Origin of the sequence: Modestobacter sp. VKM Ac-2982 (assembly GCF_026967935.1) — a bacterium.
Lineage (GTDB): Bacteria > Actinomycetota > Actinomycetes > Mycobacteriales > Geodermatophilaceae > Modestobacter.
The window spans coordinates 792,253-810,488 of the sequence record NZ_JAPVBL010000002.1; the positions used below are offsets into that span (position 1 = coordinate 792,253).

The window sequence follows — 18,236 nt, forward strand, 5'->3', positions numbered from 1 at the left end:
CAGGTGCCCTCGCTCAGAGGCCGACGAGCTCGTGCAGGGCGCCGACCTCGGTGCGGGTGAGCTTGCGGATCGTGCCGCTGCGCATCCGGGCCAGCTCGATCGGGCCGATGGCGGTGCGGGTGAGCCGGTTGACCGGCAGCCCGACCTCGTCGAGCAGCCGGCGCACGACGTGCTTGCGACCCTCGTGCAGCACGACCTCGACCACCGACTGGCCGGCGTGGGTGTCCACGACCTGGAAGGAGTCGACGACGACGGGGCCGTCCTCCAGCTCCACGCCCTTGCGCAGCCGGCGGGTCACGTCCCGCGACACCGAGCCGCTGACCTGCGCGAGGTAGGTCTTCTTCACCTCGTAGGAGGGGTGCGCCAGCCGGTGGGCCAGCTCGCCGTCGGTGGTGAGCAGCAGCAGGCCCTCGGTGTCCTGGTCCAGCCGGCCGACGTGCACGAGCCCGGTGGCCAGGTCGCCCATCATGTCGCCGACGGTGGGCCGCCCGCGGTCGTCGCTCATCGACGTGATGACGCCGAAGGGCTTGTTCATCGCGTAGGTGACCTTGTCGTTGCGGATGTCGATCCGCCGGCCGTCGACGGCGATGACGACGGTGTCCGGGTCGACCCGCTTGCCCTGGACCCGGACGACCTGGCCGTCCACCGAGATCCGGCCCTGGTCGATCATGTCCTCGCACACCCGGCGGGAGCCGACGCCGGCCCGGGCGAGGACCTTCTGCAGTCGTTCGCCGGGGGCGTCGTCGTCGGGCTCGGTGGGCTCGGCGTCCCGGGGGTGCGCCGGGGCGAGCTCCATGTCCTCGGACCAGCCCTCGCCGCCGGAGGTGGTGGGCCTGTCGTCTGCAGTCGTGTCCATCCCCACCAGTCTCCCACCTCCGGGCAGCACCGGTCGCCACCTGCGGTCGGGCGGACCCCGAGCGCCGCCGAACAGGTCGGCGGAGGCGGCCAGGCCCTCGACAGCATCCGCGGTGGGCAGCAGACTGCCGATCAGTGTGAGCAGGCTCACGTCAGCCGCCCGTCGAGGAGGATCCCATGGACCGCATGCGGTTCGGCACGTTCCTGGCCCCGTTCCACCCGGCAGGGGAGAACCCGACGCTGGCCCTCCAGCGCGACCTGGAACTCATCGAGCACCTGGACCGGTGCGGTTACGACGAGGCCTGGATCGGCGAACACCACTCCGCCGGCACCGAGATCATCGCCTCGCCGGAGATCTTCATCGCCGCGGCGGCCGAGCGCACCCGGCACATCAAGCTGGGCACGGGCGTGACCTCGATCGCGTACCACAACCCGCTGTGGGTGGCCGAGCGGATGGTGCTGCTCGACCACCTCACCCGGGGCCGCGCGATGCTCGGCTGCGGGCCGGGCTCGCTGCCCACCGACTCGATGATGCTGGGGCTGAACCCCACCGACACCCGTGAGCTGATGGAGGTCGACCTCGACATCATCATGCGGCTGCTCCACGGCGAGACCGTCACGGCGAAGACCCGGACCCACGACCTGGTCGAAGCCCGGCTGCACCTGCGCCCGTACACCCAGCCGTGCTTCGACATCGCCGTCGCCGCCGTCGCCTCGCCCACCGGGCCGCGGATGGCCGGCCGGCACGGCATCGGGCTGCTCTCCATCGGCGCCACCCTGTCCAAGGACGGGTTCGACGCCCTCGCCCACCACTGGAGCGTCGTGGAGGAGCGGGCCGCGGCGCACGGGCAGACGGCGTCCCGGCAGGACTGGCGGCTCGTCGGGCTGATGCACATCGCCGAGACCCGCGAGCAGGCCTACCGCGACGTCCAGTTCGGCATCGAGACCTGGTTCCGCTACTTCCAGAAGACCGCCGCCTTCCCGCAGATGGCGGTCGAGGGCGGTGACGCCAAGGAGATGATCGACTTCATCAACGAGGCCGGCATCGGCGCCATCGGCACCGTCGAGGACGCCCGGGCCCAGGTGCAGCGGCTGTGGGACCAGTCCGGCGGCTTCGGCTGCATGCTGCTGCTCGGCCACGAGTGGGCGAACCCGGAGGCGACCAAGCGCTCGTGGGAGCTCATCGCCCAGCACGTCATGCCGCACTTCCAGGGCGGCACGATCTCGCACGCCCAGCAGACGCTCGACGCCAAGGCCCGCGCCACCGGCAAGCGCGAGGACTACGCGGCGGCCCAGATGCAGGCGGTGGCCACCATGACCGAGCGGTACGAGCAGGAGAAGGCCGGCGCGAGCTGACCGTTCAGGAGTCGGGGTGCTCGTCCAGCACGGAGGCGGTGTCGGGCAGCAGCGGGGCGAGCTCGGGGAGCTCGTCCAGCCCGGTGAGCCCCAGCCGCTCGAGGAACAGCGGCGTCGTCACGTACAGGCCTCCTCCGGTGTCCGGGTCGGAGCCGGCCTCGCGGATGAGCCCGCGGGAGACCAGCGTGCGGACGACGGCGTCCACCCCAACCCCGCGGATCGCCGACACCCGGGCCCGGGTCACCGGCTGCCGGTAGGCGATGACAGCGAGGGTCTCCAGCGCGGCCTGGGTGAGTCGGCTGCGCTGCCCCTCCAGCAGGTGCCGCTCCACGACCGGTGCGTGCTCCTCCCGGGTGTAGAGGCGCCACCCCTCCCCCACCCGGCGCAGGGTGATGCCGGCCCGCCGGCCGTCGTAGTCGGCGGCCAGTGCCGTCAGCTCCGCCCGGACCCGGGCGACCGGGCAGCGCAGCGCCGCGGCCAGCGAGGCCTCGTCGATCGGGGAGTCGATGACGAACAGCAGGGCCTCCAGCCCGCCCCGCACCGCCGCCGGCTCCAGCTCCTCGGCCATCGGCTCGTCGGTGACCGGACCCGCGGTCACCGACTCCTCGACCGGGGCCTCCCGCTCAGGGACCTCCTCCAGCTGGACCGGGGGCGCCGCCGGTGCCCGGCCCAACGGGGCCGCGTCCGGCCCGCGGCCGGGGACGTCGCCGGGCGGTGGCGCGGCCGGGGCACCGAGGTCGGCGGCCAGCTGGGCGGCCACCTGCTCCCAGCCGGCGACCACGGCCTCCTCGTCGTGCTCCTCCAGAGTCGCGGCGAGCTCGGCGGCGACGGCGTCCCAGGAGAACGGCGGCGCCGCCGCCTGCTCCGTCGCCTCGACACGGTCGGGGTCGACGCCGTCCGGCCGGCCGTCGTCCGGCTGGTCGCTCATCCGTACTCCTCCAGGTGCTCGGCCGTGTCCGCGTCGATGGCGTCCGCGTCGATCTCGTCGGGCAGCCGGCCGCCCACCAGCGCCGGCCCGGTCCAGCGCACGTGCAGCTCCCCCAGCGGCGCGACCTGGTCGAAGGTGACCAGCTGCTGGCGGTACAGCTCCAGCAGCGCCAAGAACCGGGCGACGACCTCCATGGTGTGCGCGCAGTCGCTGCTCAGCGCCCGGAACGTCGCCGTCCCGGCGGTGGCGATCCGTCCGCGGACCAGCAGCAGCTGCTCGGTGACGCTCACCGCGGGGGCGTGCAGGTGGGAGACGCTCACCGTCGGGGGTGGCTTGGGCACCAGCGCCTGGTGCGCGATCGCCGCGAACTGCTCGGGGGTCACGCCCAGCAGCACCTCCGGCAACAGGTCGGCGAACCGCTGCTCCAGGTCCGCGTTGCGGGGGAAGCGGCGGGCCGCCTCCGCCTCGCGGCCGCGGAGGAACTCCGCCGCCCGCTTGTAGGCGCGGTACTGCAGCAGCCGGGCGAACAGCAGGTCCCGGGCCTCCAGGACGGCGAGGTCGTCCTCGTCCTCCACGTCGGCGGCGGGCAGCAGCCGGGCGGCCTTCAGGTCCAGGAGCGTGGCGGCGACGACCAGGAACTCACTCGCCTGGTCCAGGTCCAGCTCGTCCCCGAGGGCCCGCAGATGGGCGATGAACTCGTCGGTGACCGTGGAGAGCGCGATCTCGGTGACGTCGAGCTTGTGCTTGCCGATCAGCTGCAGCAGCAGGTCGAACGGGCCCTCGAAGTTGGTCAGCCGGACGGTGAACCGCCCGTCCGCCTGCCCCGTCGTCACCGGACCAGCCTAGGAGCCCGCCGGGCGCCCGCAGGCCTCCAGACCCAGCCGGCCCTCCTGCCGGGGCCGGCCGCGAGCTCGCGAGTGGTGGAGGGCAGGAGGGTCCTTCCTCAGTGCTTGCGCAGCCGGCGGACGAGGACGGAGTTCTCGCCGTGTACCTCGAGGTCGTCCAGCAGGACGGCGATCGCCTCGCGGACGATCCGGCCGCGGTCGGTGACCACGCCGTGCTGGCCGCGCAGGGTCAGCCGGGCGGTCTCCAGGGCGAGCAGCTCGTCGGCCGAGCAGTAGACGGTGATCTTCTCCTCGTGCCGGGTGCGCCCCTTCTCGGTGCGCGCCCGGGTCTGCTGCGGCCGCAGGGGCGCGGGCGCCGGCATCGTGGCGCGGTGCGAGGCCAGCTCGTCGACGACGATGCGCGGTGCGCCACCGGCCACGTCGGGCACCAGCGCCAGCGGCGGGACCTCCGCCGGGCCCACCGCCGTGGCCGGGGAGTCGCCGTCGGCCCGGCCGTTGGAGCGCAGCGCGGGCGAGGACTGGGCGGCGGCGAGGGTCGACAGCTCGGTGACCGGCGCCGGCTGCGGCGCCGTGTCGGTCATCCGGAACAGCTCCGAGGCACCCGGGAGCACAGGCCGACGCGTCACAGGGCGAGCACCTCCTTGGCCAGGTCGCGGTACGCCGCAGCGCCCGACGAGGTGGGGGCCCACTGGGTGATCGGCTGCCCGGCGACGGTGGTCTCCGGGAAGCGGACCGTGCGGGAGATGACGGTCTGGAAGACGGTGTCGCCGAAGGCCTCGACGACCCGGCTGAACACCTCGCGGCAGTGCACGGTCCGCGTGTCGTACATGGTGGCGAGGATCCCGGAGATCTCCAGGGACGGGTTGAGCCGCTCCTTGACCTTGTCGATCGTGTCGACGAGCAGCGCGACCCCGCGGAGCGAGAAGAACTCGCACTCCAGCGGGATGATCACGCCCGTCGCGGCGGTGAGCGCGTTGACCGTCAGCAGCCCGAGGGAGGGCTGGCAGTCGATGAGCACGTAGTCGTAGTCGGCGCGCACCGCGGCGAGCACCCGCATCAGGGTCTGCTCGCGGGCGACCTCGCTGACCAGCTGCACCTCGGCGGCGGACAGGTCGATGTTGCTGGGCACCAGGTCCAGCCCGGGGATGCCGGTGGCCACCCGGACGTCGGCCAGCGTGGTCGCCGGCTCCATCAGCGCGTTGTAGATGGTGCGGTCCAGCCCCTGCGCCGGGACGCCGAGCCCCACCGACAGCGCGCCCTGCGGGTCCAGGTCGACCAGCAGCACGCGGCGGCCCTGCTCGACGAGTGCGGCACCGAGGTTGATGGTCGACGTCGTCTTGCCGACCCCGCCCTTCTGGTTGCACATCGCGATGATCTGCGCCGGCCCGTGGGAGGTGATCGGCTTCGGGTCGGGCAGCTTCCGCTGCCGGGCCTTCGCGGGGTCGACGCGGCTCGTCGGGACGCCCATCTCGGCGTCGCCCGCCGGGGCCCCTCCGCGCGGGAGCGCGACGGCGGAGGCCGCCGCCTCGGCTCGTCTCGACGACATCGCTTCTGCCTCTTCCCTGGGCTGTCCGGACCGCGGCTCCCGGTCGGGGCGCGGCGGGGAACGCGCACTGCCGGCAGGGGGAAGCCGCCGGTCCGTTCTCCCACCGCTCTTCTCGGCAGCCCCGCGCCCGACCGTGACCACCCCGGAGCAACATGTCGACATCCGCCGCCGAGCCCGGGCTGAGGGCTGCCTCCGCGGTGTCGAGGCAGCCCTCAGCCCGATCTCGGCCCGCGGGCGGGGGTCAGCGCAGGGCGCGGGGGTGGCTGGTGGCGTAGACCTCGCGCAGCCGTTCGACGGTGACCAGCGTGTAGACCTGCGTCGTCGTCACCGAGGCGTGCCCGAGCAGCTCCTGCACGACGCGAACGTCGGCGCCACCGTCGAGCAGGTGGGTGGCGAAGGAGTGCCGCAGCGTGTGCGGGGAGAGCTCGGCGGAGATGCCGGCCCGCTCGGCGGCGTCCCGCAGGATCGACCAGGCGCTCTGCCGGGACAGCGGCCCGCCGCGGGCGTTGAGGAACAACGCTCCCCCGCGGACCCCGGACCGGGCCTTCTCGGCCAGCGCCGGGCGGGCCCGGACCAGGTAGTCCTGCACCGCCGTGACCGCGTAGCTGCCGACCGGGACGATGCGCTCCTTGCCGCCCTTGCCGGCCAGCCGCACCGCCGCCCGGCTGGGGTCGCCGGACAGGTCCAGGTCGTCGACGGCCAGCCCGACCGCCTCGGAGATCCGGGCGCCGGTGCCGTACAGCAGCTCCAGCAGCGCCCGGTCGCGCAGCCCCCGCGGCCCCTCCACCGACGCCGCCGCGTTCAGCAGCGCCTCGACGTCGGTCACCGGGATCGCCTTGGGCAGCCGCCGGGCCGGGGCCGGTGGCCGGACCTCCGCGGCGACGTCGTCGCTGACCAGCCCGTCGAGCAGGGCGAACCGGTGCAGCCCGCGGACGGCGACCACCGCGCGGGCCGCCGAGGTCGCCGACAGCGGCGGGTGGTCGTCGTCCCCGGAGCGCAGGGCGACCAGGAACGCCGCGACGTCGGACTCCCCCACCTCGCCCAGCCCACGGACGCCGCCGGCGGTGAGGAACTCCGCGTACCGGCGCAGGTCGCGGCGGTAGGAGGCGATGGTGTTGGCGGCCAGCCCGCGCTCCACGGTCAGGTGGTCGAGGTAGCCGGTGATGGTGCGCTCGACGGCGGGCCCGGCACTGGTGAGGACCGTCAGGACAGCACCTCCTGCCACGGCACGCTGGGCAGGGCGTGGGCATCGGCGACGCCGGCGTGCACCAGCTGCCCGCCGGCGACGTTCGCCCCGCGGGCCAGCACCGGGTCGGCGGCCAGCGCTGCGGCCGTCCCCTGACCGGCCAGCGCCAGCACGTAGGGCAGCGTGACGTTGGTCAGCGCGTACGTCGAGGTGTGCGGCACCGCGCCGGGCATGTTGGCGACGCAGTAGAAGACCGAGTCGTGCACCCCGAACGTCGGGTCGTCGTGCGTGGTCGGCCGGGTGTCCTCGAAGCAGCCCCCCTGGTCGACGGCGATGTCGACCAGCACCGAGCCCGGTTTCATCCGGGAGACCAGCTCGTTGCTGACCAGGGTGGGCGCCTTGGCCCCGGGCACCAGCACGGCACCGATCACCAGGTCGGCGTCCAGCACGGCCCGCTCGACCTCCAGGGCGTTGGAGGAGACGGTCTGCAGGTGCCCGCGGTAGAGCCGGTCGGCGGCGCGCAGCTTCTCCAGGTCCCGGTCCAGCACGGTGACCTGGGCCTGCATGCCCAGCGCGATGGTGGCCGCGTTCATCCCCGACACCCCGGCGCCCAGGACGACGACCTTGGCTGCGTGCACGCCGGAGACGCCGCCCAGCAGCATCCCGCGGCCGCCGGAGGCCCGCTCCAGCGTGTGTGCGCCCACCTGCGGCGCCATCCGGCCGGCGACCTCCGACATCGGGGCGAGCAGCGGCAGCGCTCCCCCGTCGGTCTGCACCGTCTCGTAGGCGATCGCGGTGGTGCCGGCGGCCAGCAGCGCGTCGGTGCACTCCCGCGACGCGGCCAGGTGCAGGTAGGTGAAGAGGGTCTGGCCGGCGCGCATCCGGCCGAACTCCTCGGCGATCGGCTCCTTGACCTTCAGCAGCAGGTCGGCAGCCGCCCACACGTCGTCGGCGGTGGGCAGGATCTTCGCGCCGGCGGCGGCGAAGTCGGCGTCGGGGATCGACGAGCCCACCCCGGCGTCGGCCTCCACGAGCACCTCGTGCCCGGCGGCGACCAGTTCGGTCACCCCGGAGGGGGTGAGCGCGACCCGGTACTCGTGGTTCTTGACCTCTCGGACGACTCCGACCCGCATCTGCTCTGACTCCCGGTCTCGGCAGCCGACCACCGGGATGTCGGTGGTGCCACCGCGTCTGGGCGGCCCGGTCCGGGCGCGCCTCGCGCGGAGTGTAGGCACGGACGGCGTCCCGGGTGTGGCAACGGACACGTCGGGCCGGTCGCCGGATCTGTCGGCCCGGGCGTCGCACTCCGTCCGCTGGGCGAGGATCAGCTCGGGGACGGCGTCCCGACGGCCGGCCCCGCATCGGCCGGCCGGACGACGTCGTGGCGCACGCAGACGAACTCGCCGTTGCGGGCGCTCTCCCGGACCACCAGCTCGACCCGGCGCGGCAGCAACGGCGCTCCGCCGCCCAGGGTCACCGGGGCGATGGCGACCACCACCTCGTCCAGCAGCCCGCGGTCGGCGAACTGGCCGGCCAGGTCCCCGCCGCCGACGACCCAGACGTCCCGCCCGGCCGCAGCCTCGACCATCGCCGCGTGCACCCGGGCCGGGTCCTCGGCGGTGAACCGGAGGTCGGCGCCCGGCGGTGCCGTGAGGTCGCGGTGGGTGAACACCCAGGCGGGCTTCTCCGGCAGCCAGTCGGGGTCGTGCTCGCGGACCCACAGGTAGGTCGTCGCGCCCATGGCCAGCGCGCCGATCCCGGGGATGAAGCCGTCGTAGCCCATCGGCCCGCCGGCGTCGTTCTCCCGGCTGAGCAGCCAGTCCAGCGAGTGGTCGACGGTGGCGATGAAGCCGTCCAGCGAGGTGGCGGTGTAGTAGACGGTGCGGGTCATGAGCTCCTCCTGGTCAGCCAGTCGATCGGGTCGCCGGCGTCCACCCCGACGCCCGCCGCGCGGAACCAGTGCCGGGCCAGCTGCCGCCGGTGGGCGCCGAAGGTGAGCACGTGGGCGACCACGCTGCCGAGCACGAAGGTCTCCGGCGGGTCGCACAGGGCGTCGACGAGCCGGTCACCCCAGGCGCCCCGCCGGGAGACGTCGCGCACGAAGGCCAGCCACCGCGGCGCGGCCTCGTCGTGCCGGGCCAGCAGGGCGACCGGGTCGTCCGCGGCGCGGTCGGGGTGGTCGGCGCCCTTGACCGAGGCCAGCCACACGTCCGTCGTCCAGACCAGGTGGTCCAGCACCGCGGCCAGCGACTCCTCCGGGCCGTCCCAGGGCAGCACCTCCAGGCCCGGCACCCGGGGCCGCCGGTACTCCTCCTCGGGCAGGCCCCTCGCCAGGTCGAGCAGCGCGCGGGTGTCCTCCAGGGCGTGGTGCACCAGCAGGGCGGTGACCTCGTCGCCCCCGCGGGGCCCCTGCTCGCCGGTCACCCACAGCGAGGTGGGCGGGTGGAAGTGGACGCCGTTGGGGGCGGGCAGCCAGTGACCGTCCCGGGTGTGCGCAGCGCACGGCTGACCCGGAGTCCGGCCGTAGGCGCGCCGGAAGGCTCGGCTGAACCCCTCCACCGACTCGTACCCGGCGGCGAACGCCACCTCGGTCACGCTCGCCCCGCCGGCCAGCTGCCAAGCTGCGCGCTCCAGCTCCACCCGGCGGCGCAGCGCCACCGGCGACTCCCCCGCGCCGCGGGTCACCTGCCGGGTGAAGTGCCAGGGCGAGGCGAACGCGTCCCCGGCCATCTCGGTGAGCGTGCGGTTGTCCTCGTCGAGCACGGCGTCCAGCAGCTCGCGCAGCCGGTCGCGCCCGGCGGGGGCCTGGTCCGACGTCATGGGAGGAGTCTGGCCGTCACCGCGGCGACGGCGCCCGACCGTTCTTGCTCGGATCGCCGTCCCGGCCGCGGTGACGCACCATCCCGGGGACCCCCGCGCCGCGACGACCCGGAGCTGCCCGATGCGCCTGTACGCCGACCACCGCGACCACCGCACCCGGCAGCTCGCCGCCGACCTGGGGCTGGTGGCGTGGGCGGTGCTGTGGGTGCTGGTCGCCCGGTCCGTGCACGGGGCGGTGCTGGTGCTGGCCGAGCCGGGCCTGGCGGTGGCCGACCTCGGCCGGTCGATCTCGGACTCGATGGGGACGGCGGCCGGCGCGGCCGACGGGATGCCCGTGGTCGGCGACGAGCTCGCGGCCCCGTTCGCTGCGCTGAGCGACGCCGGGCAGTCGGTGACCGGTGCCGGCCAGGGCGCCTCGGACGCCGTGCACACCCTGGCCACGGTGCTCGCCGTCGTCCTGGTGCTGCTCCCGGTCGGCTGGCTGCTGCTGCGCTGGCTGCCCTGGCGGCTGGGCTGGCTGCGGGAGGCCCGGGCGACCGACGGGTTGCTGGGCGGCGGGCCGGACCGGGCGCCGGACCTCGAGCTGCTGGCCGCCCGGGCGATGGCCACCGCGCCGCTGCCCCGGCTGGCCCGCCTGCCGGCCGGCACCGGAGCCGGCTGGCGGGCGGGCGACCCGGCCGCGCTGCACGCGCTGGCCGGGCTCGAGCTGGAGCGGCTCGGGCTCCGCCCGCCCGCACGCCCCTCAGCCGGCGGAGATCAGCTGAGGGAGTAGCCGCAGGCCGCGACGGCGGCGGCGCAGACGTCCTCGTCCTGCTGGCCGGTGCCGCCGCTGGCGCCCAGGGCGCCGACCAGCGTGCCGTCGGAGTGCACCGGCACGGCGCCGGTCTGCGGGGTGAACTTCCCGTTGGTCATGGTGGTGATCGCCGAGGCGAAGTTGGGCATCGGCTCCATCTTCGCCTTCTGCGCCGCACTCGGAGCGCCGTAGGCGGCCGCCGTCCACGCCTTGCCCTGGGCGACGTCGGCGGAGATCCACGGCGCGCCGTCCATCCGGACGAAGGCGACGAGGTGGCCGCTGGGGTCCATCACGGCGAAGGACATCGGGACGCCGAGCTTGGTCGACTCCTCCCGCGCGGCCTGGAGCAGGGTCAGGGCCTGGTCATGTGTCAGCACCGGGCCACCTTCGCCCGCGGGTGGGTCCGGGGGCAACCCGGACCCACCCGTCACACCGCGTCGAGCGGGCGGAGCTGCGGCGTGGTGGCCCGGACCTGCGCGGCGGCCAGCACCCCGATGACGGCGAGGGAGTTGCGGATCTTCCCGTCGAACACCCACTGGACGGCCTCGGCCAGCGGCACCCGCTCCACCGTCATGTCCAGCTCCTCGTGCTCGACGGTGAAGCCGTCGGGGCGGGCGACGTCGCTGAGCCCCTCGGCCAGGTAGAGCACCACGAGCTCGTCGCAGAAGCCGGGCGACGGGTGCTGGGTGGTCAGCAGCGACCAGCGCTCGGCCGACAGCTGCACCTCCTCGGCCAGCTCGCGGCGCGCGGTCTCCACCGGCGGCTCCCCGTCGACGTCACGCAGCCCGGCCGGCACCTCCCAGAGGTGCTCCCCGACCGGGTGCCGGTACTGGCGCAGCATCACCACCCGGTCCTGGTCGTCCAGGGCCACGATGCCGACCGCGCCGGGGTGGTGCACGACCTCGCGGCCGCTCTCCCCACCGCCGGGCATCGCCACGGTGTCCTTGCGCAGCGAGATGATCCGGCCGGCGTAGAGCTCCTCGGAGGCCAGCACCTCGTAGGAGTGCGCCATCAGATCCCGACCTGCTCGCCCTCGGGCACCGGCAGCCGGGCGGCGTCCTGGTAACCGGCGGCGGCCTGCACGAAGGCGGCGAACAGCGGGTGCGGCCGGGTGGGCCGGCTCTTCAGCTCCGGGTGCGCCTGGGTGCCGACGAAGAACGGGTGGACGTCGGCGGGCAGCTCGGCGAACTCCACCAGCGTGCCGTCGGGCGAGGTGCCGGAGAAGACCAGCCCGGCCTCGGTCAGCTGGTCCCGGTAGGCGTTGGCCACCTCGTAGCGGTGCCGGTGCCGCTCGGTGATCTCACCCGAGCCATAGGCCGCGGCGACGACCGAGCCCTTCTGCAGCACGGCCGGGTAGCTGCCCAGCCGCATCGTGCCGCCCATGTCGCCCCGGCCGGCCACCACGTCGAGCTGGGTGGCCATGGTGGAGATGACCGCGTCGGGCGTCTCCGGGTCGAACTCGGTGGAGTTGGCGCCGGTGATCCCGGCCAGGTCCCGGGCCACCTCGATGACCATGCACTGCAGGCCCAGGCACAGGCCCAGGGTCGGGATGCCGTTGACCCGGGTGTGCCGGATCGCGCCCAGCTTGCCCTCGATGCCGCGCACCCCGAACCCACCGGGGATGCAGACGCCGTCCACGCCGGCCAGCGCGGCCGCCGCGCCCTCGGGGGTCTCGCAGTCGTCGGAGGGCACCCAGCGGATCTGCACCCGCGAGCGGTGCGCGAAGCCACCGGCCCGCAGGGCCTCGGTGACCGAGAGGTAGGCGTCGGGCAGGTCGATGTACTTGCCGACCAGCGCGACGGTGACGGTCTGCTTCGGGTCGTGGACCCGGTCCAGCAGGTCGCCCCACACCGTCCAGTCGACGTCCCGGAACGGCAGCCCGAGCCGGCGGACGACGAAGGCGTCCAGGCCCTCGCGGTGCAGCACCTTGGGGATGTCGTAGATCGACGGGGCGTCGGGGCAGGAGATGACCCCCTCCGCCTCGGTGTCGCACATCAGGCTGATCTTGCGCTTGAGGCCCTCGCTGATCTCCCGGTCCGAGCGGCAGACCAGGGCGTCGGGCTGGATGCCGATGCTGCGCAGCGCGGCGACCGAGTGCTGGGTCGGCTTGGTCTTCAGCTCACCGGAGGGCGCGATGAAGGGGATCAGCGAGATGTGCAGGAAGAAGCAGTTGTCCCGGCCGATCTCGTGCCGAACCTGGCGGGCGGCCTCCAGGAACGGCAGCGACTCGATGTCGCCCACCGTGCCGCCGACCTCGGTGATGACCACGTCGACGCGCTCGGGACCGTCGGCCACGGCCATGATCCGCGCCTTGATCTCGTTGGTGATGTGCGGGATCACCTGCACCGTGTCGCCCAGGTACTCCCCGCGCCGCTCCTTGGCGATCACGTCGGAGTACACCTGGCCGGTGGTCACGTTGGCCCGGCCGGTGAGGTCGGTGTCCAGGAACCGCTCGTAGTGCCCGATGTCCAGGTCGGTCTCGGCGCCGTCCTCGGTGACGAACACCTCGCCGTGCTGGAAGGGGTTCATCGTCCCCGGGTCCACGTTGAGGTACGGGTCCAGCTTCTGCATCGTGACCCGCAGGCCACGGCTGGAGAGCAACGCCCCCAGAGAACTTGCTGTCAGTCCCTTGCCCAGTGACGACACGACGCCGCCGGTGACGAAGACGAACTTCGTCGGCTGGGAGTTGGGGAGAAGAGGTCCGCGGTCACGAGGTTCTGCCAGTCGACCCACGGACGCCCACGTTAACACGGGTCTCGGGGGCCTCCGGCGCCGAGGCCGGTGCCTGGTCCGGGGACGGCCGCCCGGCCTCCTCATCGCCCGGTGCACCGGCGACCAGCCAGACGAGCAGGGGCACCAGGACGGTGGCGGCGGTCGCCGGGAGGGCGACGCCGCTGTCGTTGACCAGGGCGCCCAGGGTCAGGCTCAGCGCGACCGCGGTGAGCCCGGCCCGCAGCACCCGCACGTCGGCGGCGGGCAGCCCGGCGGCCGGCCGGCCGGGGCGGCTGCGCAGCAGCCCCCCGGGGCGCAGCAGCCAGACCCCGGCGACCAGCGCGACCAGCAGCATCCAGGCCAGCGGGCTGCCCAGCAGGATGTTGAGGTTGGCCTGGGCCTTGCGGCTCACCACCGTCCAGGCCTGGCCGTCCAGGACCTGTCCGACGAAGCGGCCCAGGTGGCTGCGCTCCTCGGCCGGGCCGAGCCAGTCGAACACCGCGACCGTGCCGACGGCCAGCACGGCGACGGCGAGCACCGCCACGAGCCGGACGACGGTGACCCGGATCCGGCCCAGCAGCATGCCCAGCACCAGGAACCCGGGGACGGCGGCCAGCACTCCCCCGAAGTCCCGGCCCAGCGACGGTGCGCCGATCACCACCACGGTGCCCACCCCGGCCACCAGCACCGGCAGCAGCCAGTGCCGGCGGCCGGGCGCCCGCACCCGGCGGGCCACCAGCGCAGCCGCCGCTGCGGTGAGCAGCAGGGAGCTGACCGCCAGCAGCCCGAAGCTGAGGTTGCCGTACCCGGTGAAGCGGCCCGCCACGATGGCGTCGTAGCCGAGCAGTCCGTCGAGCTCGAGGTGGGAGCCGGTGAGCACGTCCGCCACCAGGGTGGCCAGCGTGATGGCCAGGACGGCGATCGCCGGGCCCAGCCGGGTCCGCCGCCACGGCCCCAGCGCGGCGACGGCGGTCACCACGAGGGTGCAGCCGAGCACCGAACCGGCCAGCGCCGCCCGGGGCGCCGAGCTCAGCTCCCAGGGCACCAGGTTGGCCAGGTAGGTGGAGATCGGGACGGCGGCGACGGCGAGCGCGGCGACCCGCAGCGCCGCCGTCCGCCGCGGTCCCGGGGTGCGCCGCTGGAGCCAGCCGTGCACCCGCCCCCGACCGGGCAGCCAGCCGGACGCCCAGCCGCCGAGGCCGAGCAGCCCGAGCACGACCAGCACGCCGTTGAGCAGGACCAGCGCCCAGAAGGTCGTGCTGGTGCTGCGGTAGTGCACGACGGCGCTGGTGTTGATCTGCTCCAGCTCGGCGATCGCGGTCGCCAGGTCCGGGCGGTCGCCGGCCACCCGGAAGGGCTGCCCGTTCATGGAGGCGACCGGATCCAGGTCCAGCGCCCGCAGGATCGTGGGCGCGACGTCGATCAGCTGCACGAAGGGCACCCGGCCGGTGCTGGCGCTGGTCAGCCAGCTCGGCGGCACGCCGGGCCCGCTGGCCAGGCCCACGTGCAGCTGCGGCCGGCCGCCGTTGACCTCCGAGACCCCTTGGAGCAGGAGGAGCGTGTCCCCGGGGAGCTCGGCCACCGCGTCGCGCAGCCGGCCGATGGCCTGGTCGATGACCGCCAGTGCCGCCTCGCGGCGGGAGGGCTGGGTCCCGGTGTCGGTCTCCTCGACGGCCGGCGCGCCGGCATCGGTGAGCTGGTCCAGCGAGACGACGGTCAGCGGGCACTCGGCCAGCAGCGCGGCGAGCTCGGCCGGCTCGGTCGGCAGCCGGTCGCGGACGGTGAAGTCAGCCGTCTCCCCCGCCACGGCCAGCGAACCGGCGCGGCCGACGACCGTGCTGCACCCCACCGCCTCTCCGAGCGCACCGGGCTCGGCGCCGAACCGGGCGGTGGCCTCGTCTGCGGCCACCCGCGCGACGGTCTGCTGCGGCTCGGCGAGGCCGACGTCGGCGACCTGCTCCTCCAGGCCGCACCAGGACAGCCGGGTGTCCAGCTGCACCGCGGCCGGGCCCTCCTCGGCTCCGGCGCCGTCTGGGACCGCGACGTCCTCGTCCGGGATCGGGACGCTGGGCAGGGACACCGGCGGGACCGGTTCGACCGGGCCGGGGTAGCGGGCCCGGTTGCCCGCCCCGAGCGTGGCCCAGCCGTCCAGCAGGCAGGTGGTGGGGCGGGCGGCCCGCACCGACAGCGCGCCGATGGCCGACTCCTCGGCCAGTGCCCAGAGCTCGGGGGTGCGCTCGGGGTCCAGGTCCGACCAGGTCAGGCCGGCGACCCCGACGTCCACCACCCGGGTGGCCGACCACGGCTCCGCCGACGCGGCCGCCGCGGGGCCGGCGGTGCCCACCAGCAGCCCGCCGAGCAGGGCGAGCACGACCAGCGCGGCCGAGAACAGGCGCAGGAAGGCACCCGGTCCGCTCATCACCGCTCCCCGGGGGGTCCGAGCAGCTCCCGGTAGAGGTCGACCAGGGCGGCCGCGGTCGCCGCCTCGTCGGGCCAGGTGGCCGCCTGGCGCGGGCCGGCCGCTCCCAGCCGGGCGATCTCGGCCGGGTCGGTGAGCACCCGGACGACGGTCTCGGCCAGCGCCGCCGCGTCCCCCGCGGGCACCAGCTCCGCCGCGTCCCCGACCAGCTCCGGGATGCCGCCCACGGCGGTGGCGACCAGCGGCGTCCCGGCCCGCAGCGCCTCCTGGGCGGTCAGCGAGCGCGCCTCCCAGACCGAGGGCAGCACGCACGCGTCCGCGGCGCCCAGCAGGTCCGCGACGTCGGTGCGCCGGCCCAGCAGGGTCACCGGCAGCCCCTCGGCGGCGATCCGCCGGGAGAGCTCGTCGGCCAGCGGACCGTCCCCGGCGATGACCACCAGCGGCTCCGGACGCAGCCGCGGGTCCGCCGACCACCGGGTGACGGCGTCCAGCAGCAGGTCGTACCCCTTCTGCGGGTGCAGCCGCCCGATCGCCACGATCAGCGGCCGGCGGTCGTCGTCCAGCCCGAGTCCGCGGCGCACCTCCCGGCGGTCCCGCCGGGCGGGGCCCAGCGGCGGCGCGGACACCGGGGCGACCCGCACGTCCCGGGCGCCGAGCCGGCGGGCGTTGTCGGCCAGGTCCCCGGAGGCGGCCAGGACCACGTCGGCGCCGCGGACGGTGGCCCGCTCGGCGGCCTGCAGCACGCGGCGGCGGAGCCCGCCGCCCTCGGGCAGTGCGTTGTGCAGCGTCAGCACCAGCGGCCGACGACGCCGCCCGGCCAGCGCACGCGCCGCCGCGGCGACCAGCCCGGCCCGCAGCCCGTGGGCGTGGACCAGGTCCGCCCCCGCGGTGGCCCGGCGCAGGGCGAGGACGGCGCGCAGGTCGGCCACCGGGTCCAGACCCGCGGAGATGCCCACCGGGCGGAAGTCCGCGCCGGTGCCGGTGAAGCCGAACAGCTCCTCGGTCGCCCGGGGGCCACAGACCCGCACGGCCGCACCGGAGCTGGCCAGGGCGGACAGCACCGAGCGCAGGTGCGTGCCGACGCCACCGGTGCTGGTGGCCAGCACCTCGGCGATCCGCCGGCCGGTCAGTGGAGGCTGCTCGCTCATCGGTCCCCTCCTGACGCCCCGGCCCCCCGCAGGCCCTGCACGGCCGCGGTCAACGGCCGCCGGGAGGTCCCCATCATGACCGCTGCCGCGACCAGGAGCACGACCCCACCGGCCGCCAGCCCGATGCCGACCGCGGCGAGGACGCCGTCCCCGGGCACCGGGTCGGCACCCAGACCCCGGGCGGTGAGCAGGCCGGCGGCGCCGGCCAGTCCGCCGGCCAGCACCGCCGGACCACCGGTGCGGGCCGCGCCGGCCAGGGCGCCGGCACCGGCCTCCCGGGCCACCACGACCAGCAGCGCGGCCCCGGCCACGGTGACCCCGATGCTGTGCCCGGCGGCCAGCGCGAGCGCGCGGTCGGCCGGTGGCAGCAGCGCGGCCAGCACCAGGTCCGCGGCGACGGCGACCAGCCAGCCGCCGACGACGCAGACCGTCGGCGAGCGCCACGTCCCCCGGGCGTACAGGGCACGCGACAGCAGCGCGACCAGCCCGTACCCCACCAGGCCGGGAGCGAAGGCGGCGATCGTCGACTGGAGCGCGTCCGCCGCCCCGGCGTTCTCCGGGGCGGCCAGGAACACCCGGGCCATCGGACCGGAGACCGCCACCAGCCCGGCCGCCGCCACCGCGCTGGTCACCAGGGTGAGGACGACGGCCGGGGCCAGCGCCCGGCGGTACCCCTCCTCGTCCCCGACGGCGGCCCGCTCGGTGAGGCCCGGGTAGACCGAGGTGGCCAGCGGGACGGCGAGGGCGGCCCAGGGCAGCAGGAAGACGGTCATCCCGGCGAAGTAGGCGACCTGGGTGCCGTCGGGCCCCGCGGCGGCGAGCCGGATCGCGACCAGGGCGACCAGCTGCTGTCCGGCGAGGGTGAGCACCCCGGCCAGGGCCAGCCGGCGCACCCGGGGGGCCGCCCCGACGGGGAAGCGGAGCGCGGGCCGCAGCCCCAGCCGCAGCCCGCGCAGCGGCACCAGCAGGGACGCCGCGAGCGCGAGGACGCCCAGCGTCGTCCCCACCCCGAGCACCAACTCGGCGGTGGTGGACAGCCCGCCCACCGTGCGGCTGCCGTCGAGGCCGGCGAACAGCAGGTAGGCCGACGCCACCACCAGGGTGGACAGCAGCGGCGCCAGCGCGGGCCCCGCGAAGCGGCGGTGCGCCTGGAGCACGCCGGTCAGCACCACGGCGATGCCGTAGAGCACCACCTGCGGGGCGAAGACGAGCAGGAAGCGGGCGGCCAGCTCGACCTCCGCCGCATCGCCCCCGAGCAGCGCCTCGGCGATCGGCCGGGCGAACAGCGCGAGCAGCCCGGCCAGCGGCACCAGCACCAGCAGTGACCAGCCCAGCAGGGCGTTGGCGGTGCGGCGCACCTGCTCCCGGTCCCCGGCGGCGATCCCACCGGCGAGCATCGGGACGACGAGGCTGGCCAGCGCGCCGCCGGCGACCACCTCGAAGACGATGTTCGGCACGTTGTTGGCCGCGACGTAGGTGTCCGCGGTGCTGTCGGCACCGACGGCGTTGGTGAAGACGACGGTGCGCCCGAAGCCGGCCAGCCGCGCCAGCAGGGTGAGCACCGAGATCAGCAGCGCCGCCCCGGCCACGCCCCGCACGGCCCGGCGGCGGGTGGTGCTGGTCATCGC

At 75.3% G+C, this 18,236-nt stretch carries 17 protein-coding genes; 2 read left to right on the plus strand and 15 right to left on the minus strand.

Annotation, left to right across the window (positions count from 1 at the left end):
- Nucleotides 1-13: 13 nt before the first annotated feature.
- The gene (locus tag O2W20_RS10565) at nucleotides 14-856 is read right to left on the minus strand and encodes a pseudouridine synthase (protein WP_269172671.1); all 843 of its coding nucleotides are present in this window, start codon (nucleotides 854-856) and stop codon (nucleotides 14-16) included.
- 176 nt (nucleotides 857-1,032) lie between these two features.
- On the opposite strand from O2W20_RS10565, the gene O2W20_RS10570 reads away from it, so the two are divergent.
- A complete protein-coding gene (locus O2W20_RS10570; RefSeq protein WP_269172670.1) occupies nucleotides 1,033-2,211 on the plus strand; it encodes an LLM class flavin-dependent oxidoreductase in 1,179 nt (392 codons plus the stop codon).
- A gap of 4 nt (nucleotides 2,212-2,215) precedes the next feature.
- Here O2W20_RS10570 and scpB read toward each other — a convergent pair whose 3' ends face one another.
- The 8 genes from scpB to O2W20_RS10610 form a co-directional block, all read right to left on the minus strand.
- Nucleotides 2,216-3,139 carry an SMC-Scp complex subunit ScpB gene (gene scpB, locus O2W20_RS10575; protein ID WP_269172669.1) on the minus strand — a complete coding sequence of 308 codons (924 nt, stop codon included), beginning with the start codon at nucleotides 3,137-3,139 and terminating at the stop codon, nucleotides 2,216-2,218.
- Entirely contained in the window at nucleotides 3,136-3,972 is an 837-nt protein-coding gene (locus O2W20_RS10580; protein WP_269172668.1) for a segregation and condensation protein A, read from the minus strand. The genes scpB and O2W20_RS10580 overlap by 4 nt, the downstream gene beginning before the upstream one ends.
- Nucleotides 3,973-4,082: 110 nt before the next feature.
- Nucleotides 4,083-4,565 (minus strand): hypothetical protein, encoded by a 483-nt coding sequence (locus O2W20_RS10585; RefSeq protein ID WP_269172667.1) that lies wholly within the window; start codon nucleotides 4,563-4,565, stop codon nucleotides 4,083-4,085.
- A 41-nt stretch (nucleotides 4,566-4,606) separates the two neighbouring features.
- Nucleotides 4,607-5,530, minus strand: coding sequence for a ParA family protein (locus O2W20_RS10590; RefSeq protein ID WP_269172666.1), 924 nt, complete (start codon nucleotides 5,528-5,530; stop codon nucleotides 4,607-4,609).
- A 241-nt stretch (nucleotides 5,531-5,771) separates the two neighbouring features.
- A complete protein-coding gene (gene xerD, locus O2W20_RS10595) occupies nucleotides 5,772-6,755 on the minus strand; it encodes a site-specific tyrosine recombinase XerD (protein WP_269172665.1) in 984 nt (327 codons plus the stop codon).
- Nucleotides 6,734-7,849, minus strand: coding sequence for an alanine dehydrogenase (gene ald / locus O2W20_RS10600; protein ID WP_269172664.1), 1,116 nt, complete (start codon nucleotides 7,847-7,849; stop codon nucleotides 6,734-6,736). Before ald ends, xerD begins: the two co-directional genes overlap by 22 nt.
- 191 nt (nucleotides 7,850-8,040) lie before the next feature.
- Nucleotides 8,041-8,607 (minus strand): dihydrofolate reductase family protein, encoded by a 567-nt coding sequence (locus tag O2W20_RS10605; RefSeq protein ID WP_269172663.1) that lies wholly within the window; start codon nucleotides 8,605-8,607, stop codon nucleotides 8,041-8,043.
- Nucleotides 8,604-9,536 carry a helix-turn-helix domain-containing protein gene (locus O2W20_RS10610; RefSeq protein WP_269172662.1) on the minus strand — a complete coding sequence of 311 codons (933 nt, stop codon included), beginning with the start codon at nucleotides 9,534-9,536 and terminating at the stop codon, nucleotides 8,604-8,606. The genes O2W20_RS10605 and O2W20_RS10610 overlap by 4 nt, the downstream gene beginning before the upstream one ends.
- 121 nt (nucleotides 9,537-9,657) lie before the next feature.
- On the opposite strand from O2W20_RS10610, the gene O2W20_RS10615 reads away from it, so the two are divergent.
- On the plus strand, nucleotides 9,658-10,308 hold the full coding sequence (locus tag O2W20_RS10615; RefSeq protein WP_269172661.1) for a hypothetical protein: 651 nt from the start codon (nucleotides 9,658-9,660) through the stop codon (nucleotides 10,306-10,308).
- On the opposite strand, the gene O2W20_RS10620 is transcribed toward O2W20_RS10615, so the two are convergent.
- The 6 genes from O2W20_RS10620 to murJ are packed head-to-tail and all read right to left on the minus strand — an operon-like array spanning nucleotide 10,293 to nucleotide 18,233.
- Nucleotides 10,293-10,706, minus strand: coding sequence for a GlcG/HbpS family heme-binding protein (locus O2W20_RS10620; protein ID WP_269172660.1), 414 nt, complete (start codon nucleotides 10,704-10,706; stop codon nucleotides 10,293-10,295). The two genes, O2W20_RS10615 and O2W20_RS10620, sit on opposite strands and share 16 nt — an antisense overlap.
- Before the next feature lie 50 nt (nucleotides 10,707-10,756).
- Nucleotides 10,757-11,341 (minus strand): NUDIX domain-containing protein, encoded by a 585-nt coding sequence (locus O2W20_RS10625; RefSeq protein WP_269172659.1) that lies wholly within the window; start codon nucleotides 11,339-11,341, stop codon nucleotides 10,757-10,759.
- A complete protein-coding gene (locus O2W20_RS10630) occupies nucleotides 11,341-13,080 on the minus strand; it encodes a CTP synthase (protein ID WP_269185497.1) in 1,740 nt (579 codons plus the stop codon). The genes O2W20_RS10625 and O2W20_RS10630 overlap by 1 nt, the downstream gene beginning before the upstream one ends.
- Entirely contained in the window at nucleotides 13,037-15,460 is a 2,424-nt protein-coding gene (locus tag O2W20_RS10635; RefSeq protein WP_269172657.1) for a hypothetical protein, read from the minus strand. The genes O2W20_RS10630 and O2W20_RS10635 overlap by 44 nt, the downstream gene beginning before the upstream one ends.
- Entirely contained in the window at nucleotides 15,460-16,608 is a 1,149-nt protein-coding gene (locus O2W20_RS10640; RefSeq protein ID WP_269172656.1) for a glycosyltransferase family 4 protein, read from the minus strand. Before O2W20_RS10640 ends, O2W20_RS10635 begins: the two co-directional genes overlap by 1 nt.
- Complete coding sequence (murJ, locus tag O2W20_RS10645; RefSeq protein ID WP_269172655.1) at nucleotides 16,605-18,233, minus strand: murein biosynthesis integral membrane protein MurJ; 1,629 nt, start codon at nucleotides 18,231-18,233, stop codon at nucleotides 16,605-16,607. The genes O2W20_RS10640 and murJ overlap by 4 nt, the downstream gene beginning before the upstream one ends.
- Nucleotides 18,234-18,236: the final 3 nt, after the last annotated feature.

What these genes read in the sequence shown, in the direction of transcription:
- O2W20_RS10565 (WP_269172671.1), bottom strand. Translation starts at nt 856, where the DNA reads ATGGACACGACTGCAGACGACAGGCCCACCACCTCCGGCGGCGAGGGC.
- O2W20_RS10570 (WP_269172670.1), top strand. Translation starts at nt 1,033, where the DNA reads ATGGACCGCATGCGGTTCGGCACGTTCCTGGCCCCGTTCCACCCGGCA.
- scpB (WP_269172669.1), bottom strand. Translation starts at nt 3,139, where the DNA reads ATGAGCGACCAGCCGGACGACGGCCGGCCGGACGGCGTCGACCCCGAC.
- O2W20_RS10585 (WP_269172667.1), bottom strand. Translation starts at nt 4,565, where the DNA reads ATGACCGACACGGCGCCGCAGCCGGCGCCGGTCACCGAGCTGTCGACC.
- O2W20_RS10590 (WP_269172666.1), bottom strand. Translation starts at nt 5,530, where the DNA reads ATGTCGTCGAGACGAGCCGAGGCGGCGGCCTCCGCCGTCGCGCTCCCG.
- ald (WP_269172664.1), bottom strand. Translation starts at nt 7,849, where the DNA reads ATGCGGGTCGGAGTCGTCCGAGAGGTCAAGAACCACGAGTACCGGGTC.
- O2W20_RS10605 (WP_269172663.1), bottom strand. Translation starts at nt 8,607, where the DNA reads ATGACCCGCACCGTCTACTACACCGCCACCTCGCTGGACGGCTTCATC.
- O2W20_RS10610 (WP_269172662.1), bottom strand. Translation starts at nt 9,536, where the DNA reads ATGACGTCGGACCAGGCCCCCGCCGGGCGCGACCGGCTGCGCGAGCTG.
- O2W20_RS10615 (WP_269172661.1), top strand. Translation starts at nt 9,658, where the DNA reads ATGCGCCTGTACGCCGACCACCGCGACCACCGCACCCGGCAGCTCGCC.
- O2W20_RS10625 (WP_269172659.1), bottom strand. Translation starts at nt 11,341, where the DNA reads ATGGCGCACTCCTACGAGGTGCTGGCCTCCGAGGAGCTCTACGCCGGC.
- O2W20_RS10635 (WP_269172657.1), bottom strand. Translation starts at nt 15,460, where the DNA reads ATGAGCGGACCGGGTGCCTTCCTGCGCCTGTTCTCGGCCGCGCTGGTC.
- O2W20_RS10640 (WP_269172656.1), bottom strand. Translation starts at nt 16,608, where the DNA reads ATGAGCGAGCAGCCTCCACTGACCGGCCGGCGGATCGCCGAGGTGCTG.
- murJ (WP_269172655.1), bottom strand. Translation starts at nt 18,233, where the DNA reads ATGACCAGCACCACCCGCCGCCGGGCCGTGCGGGGCGTGGCCGGGGCG.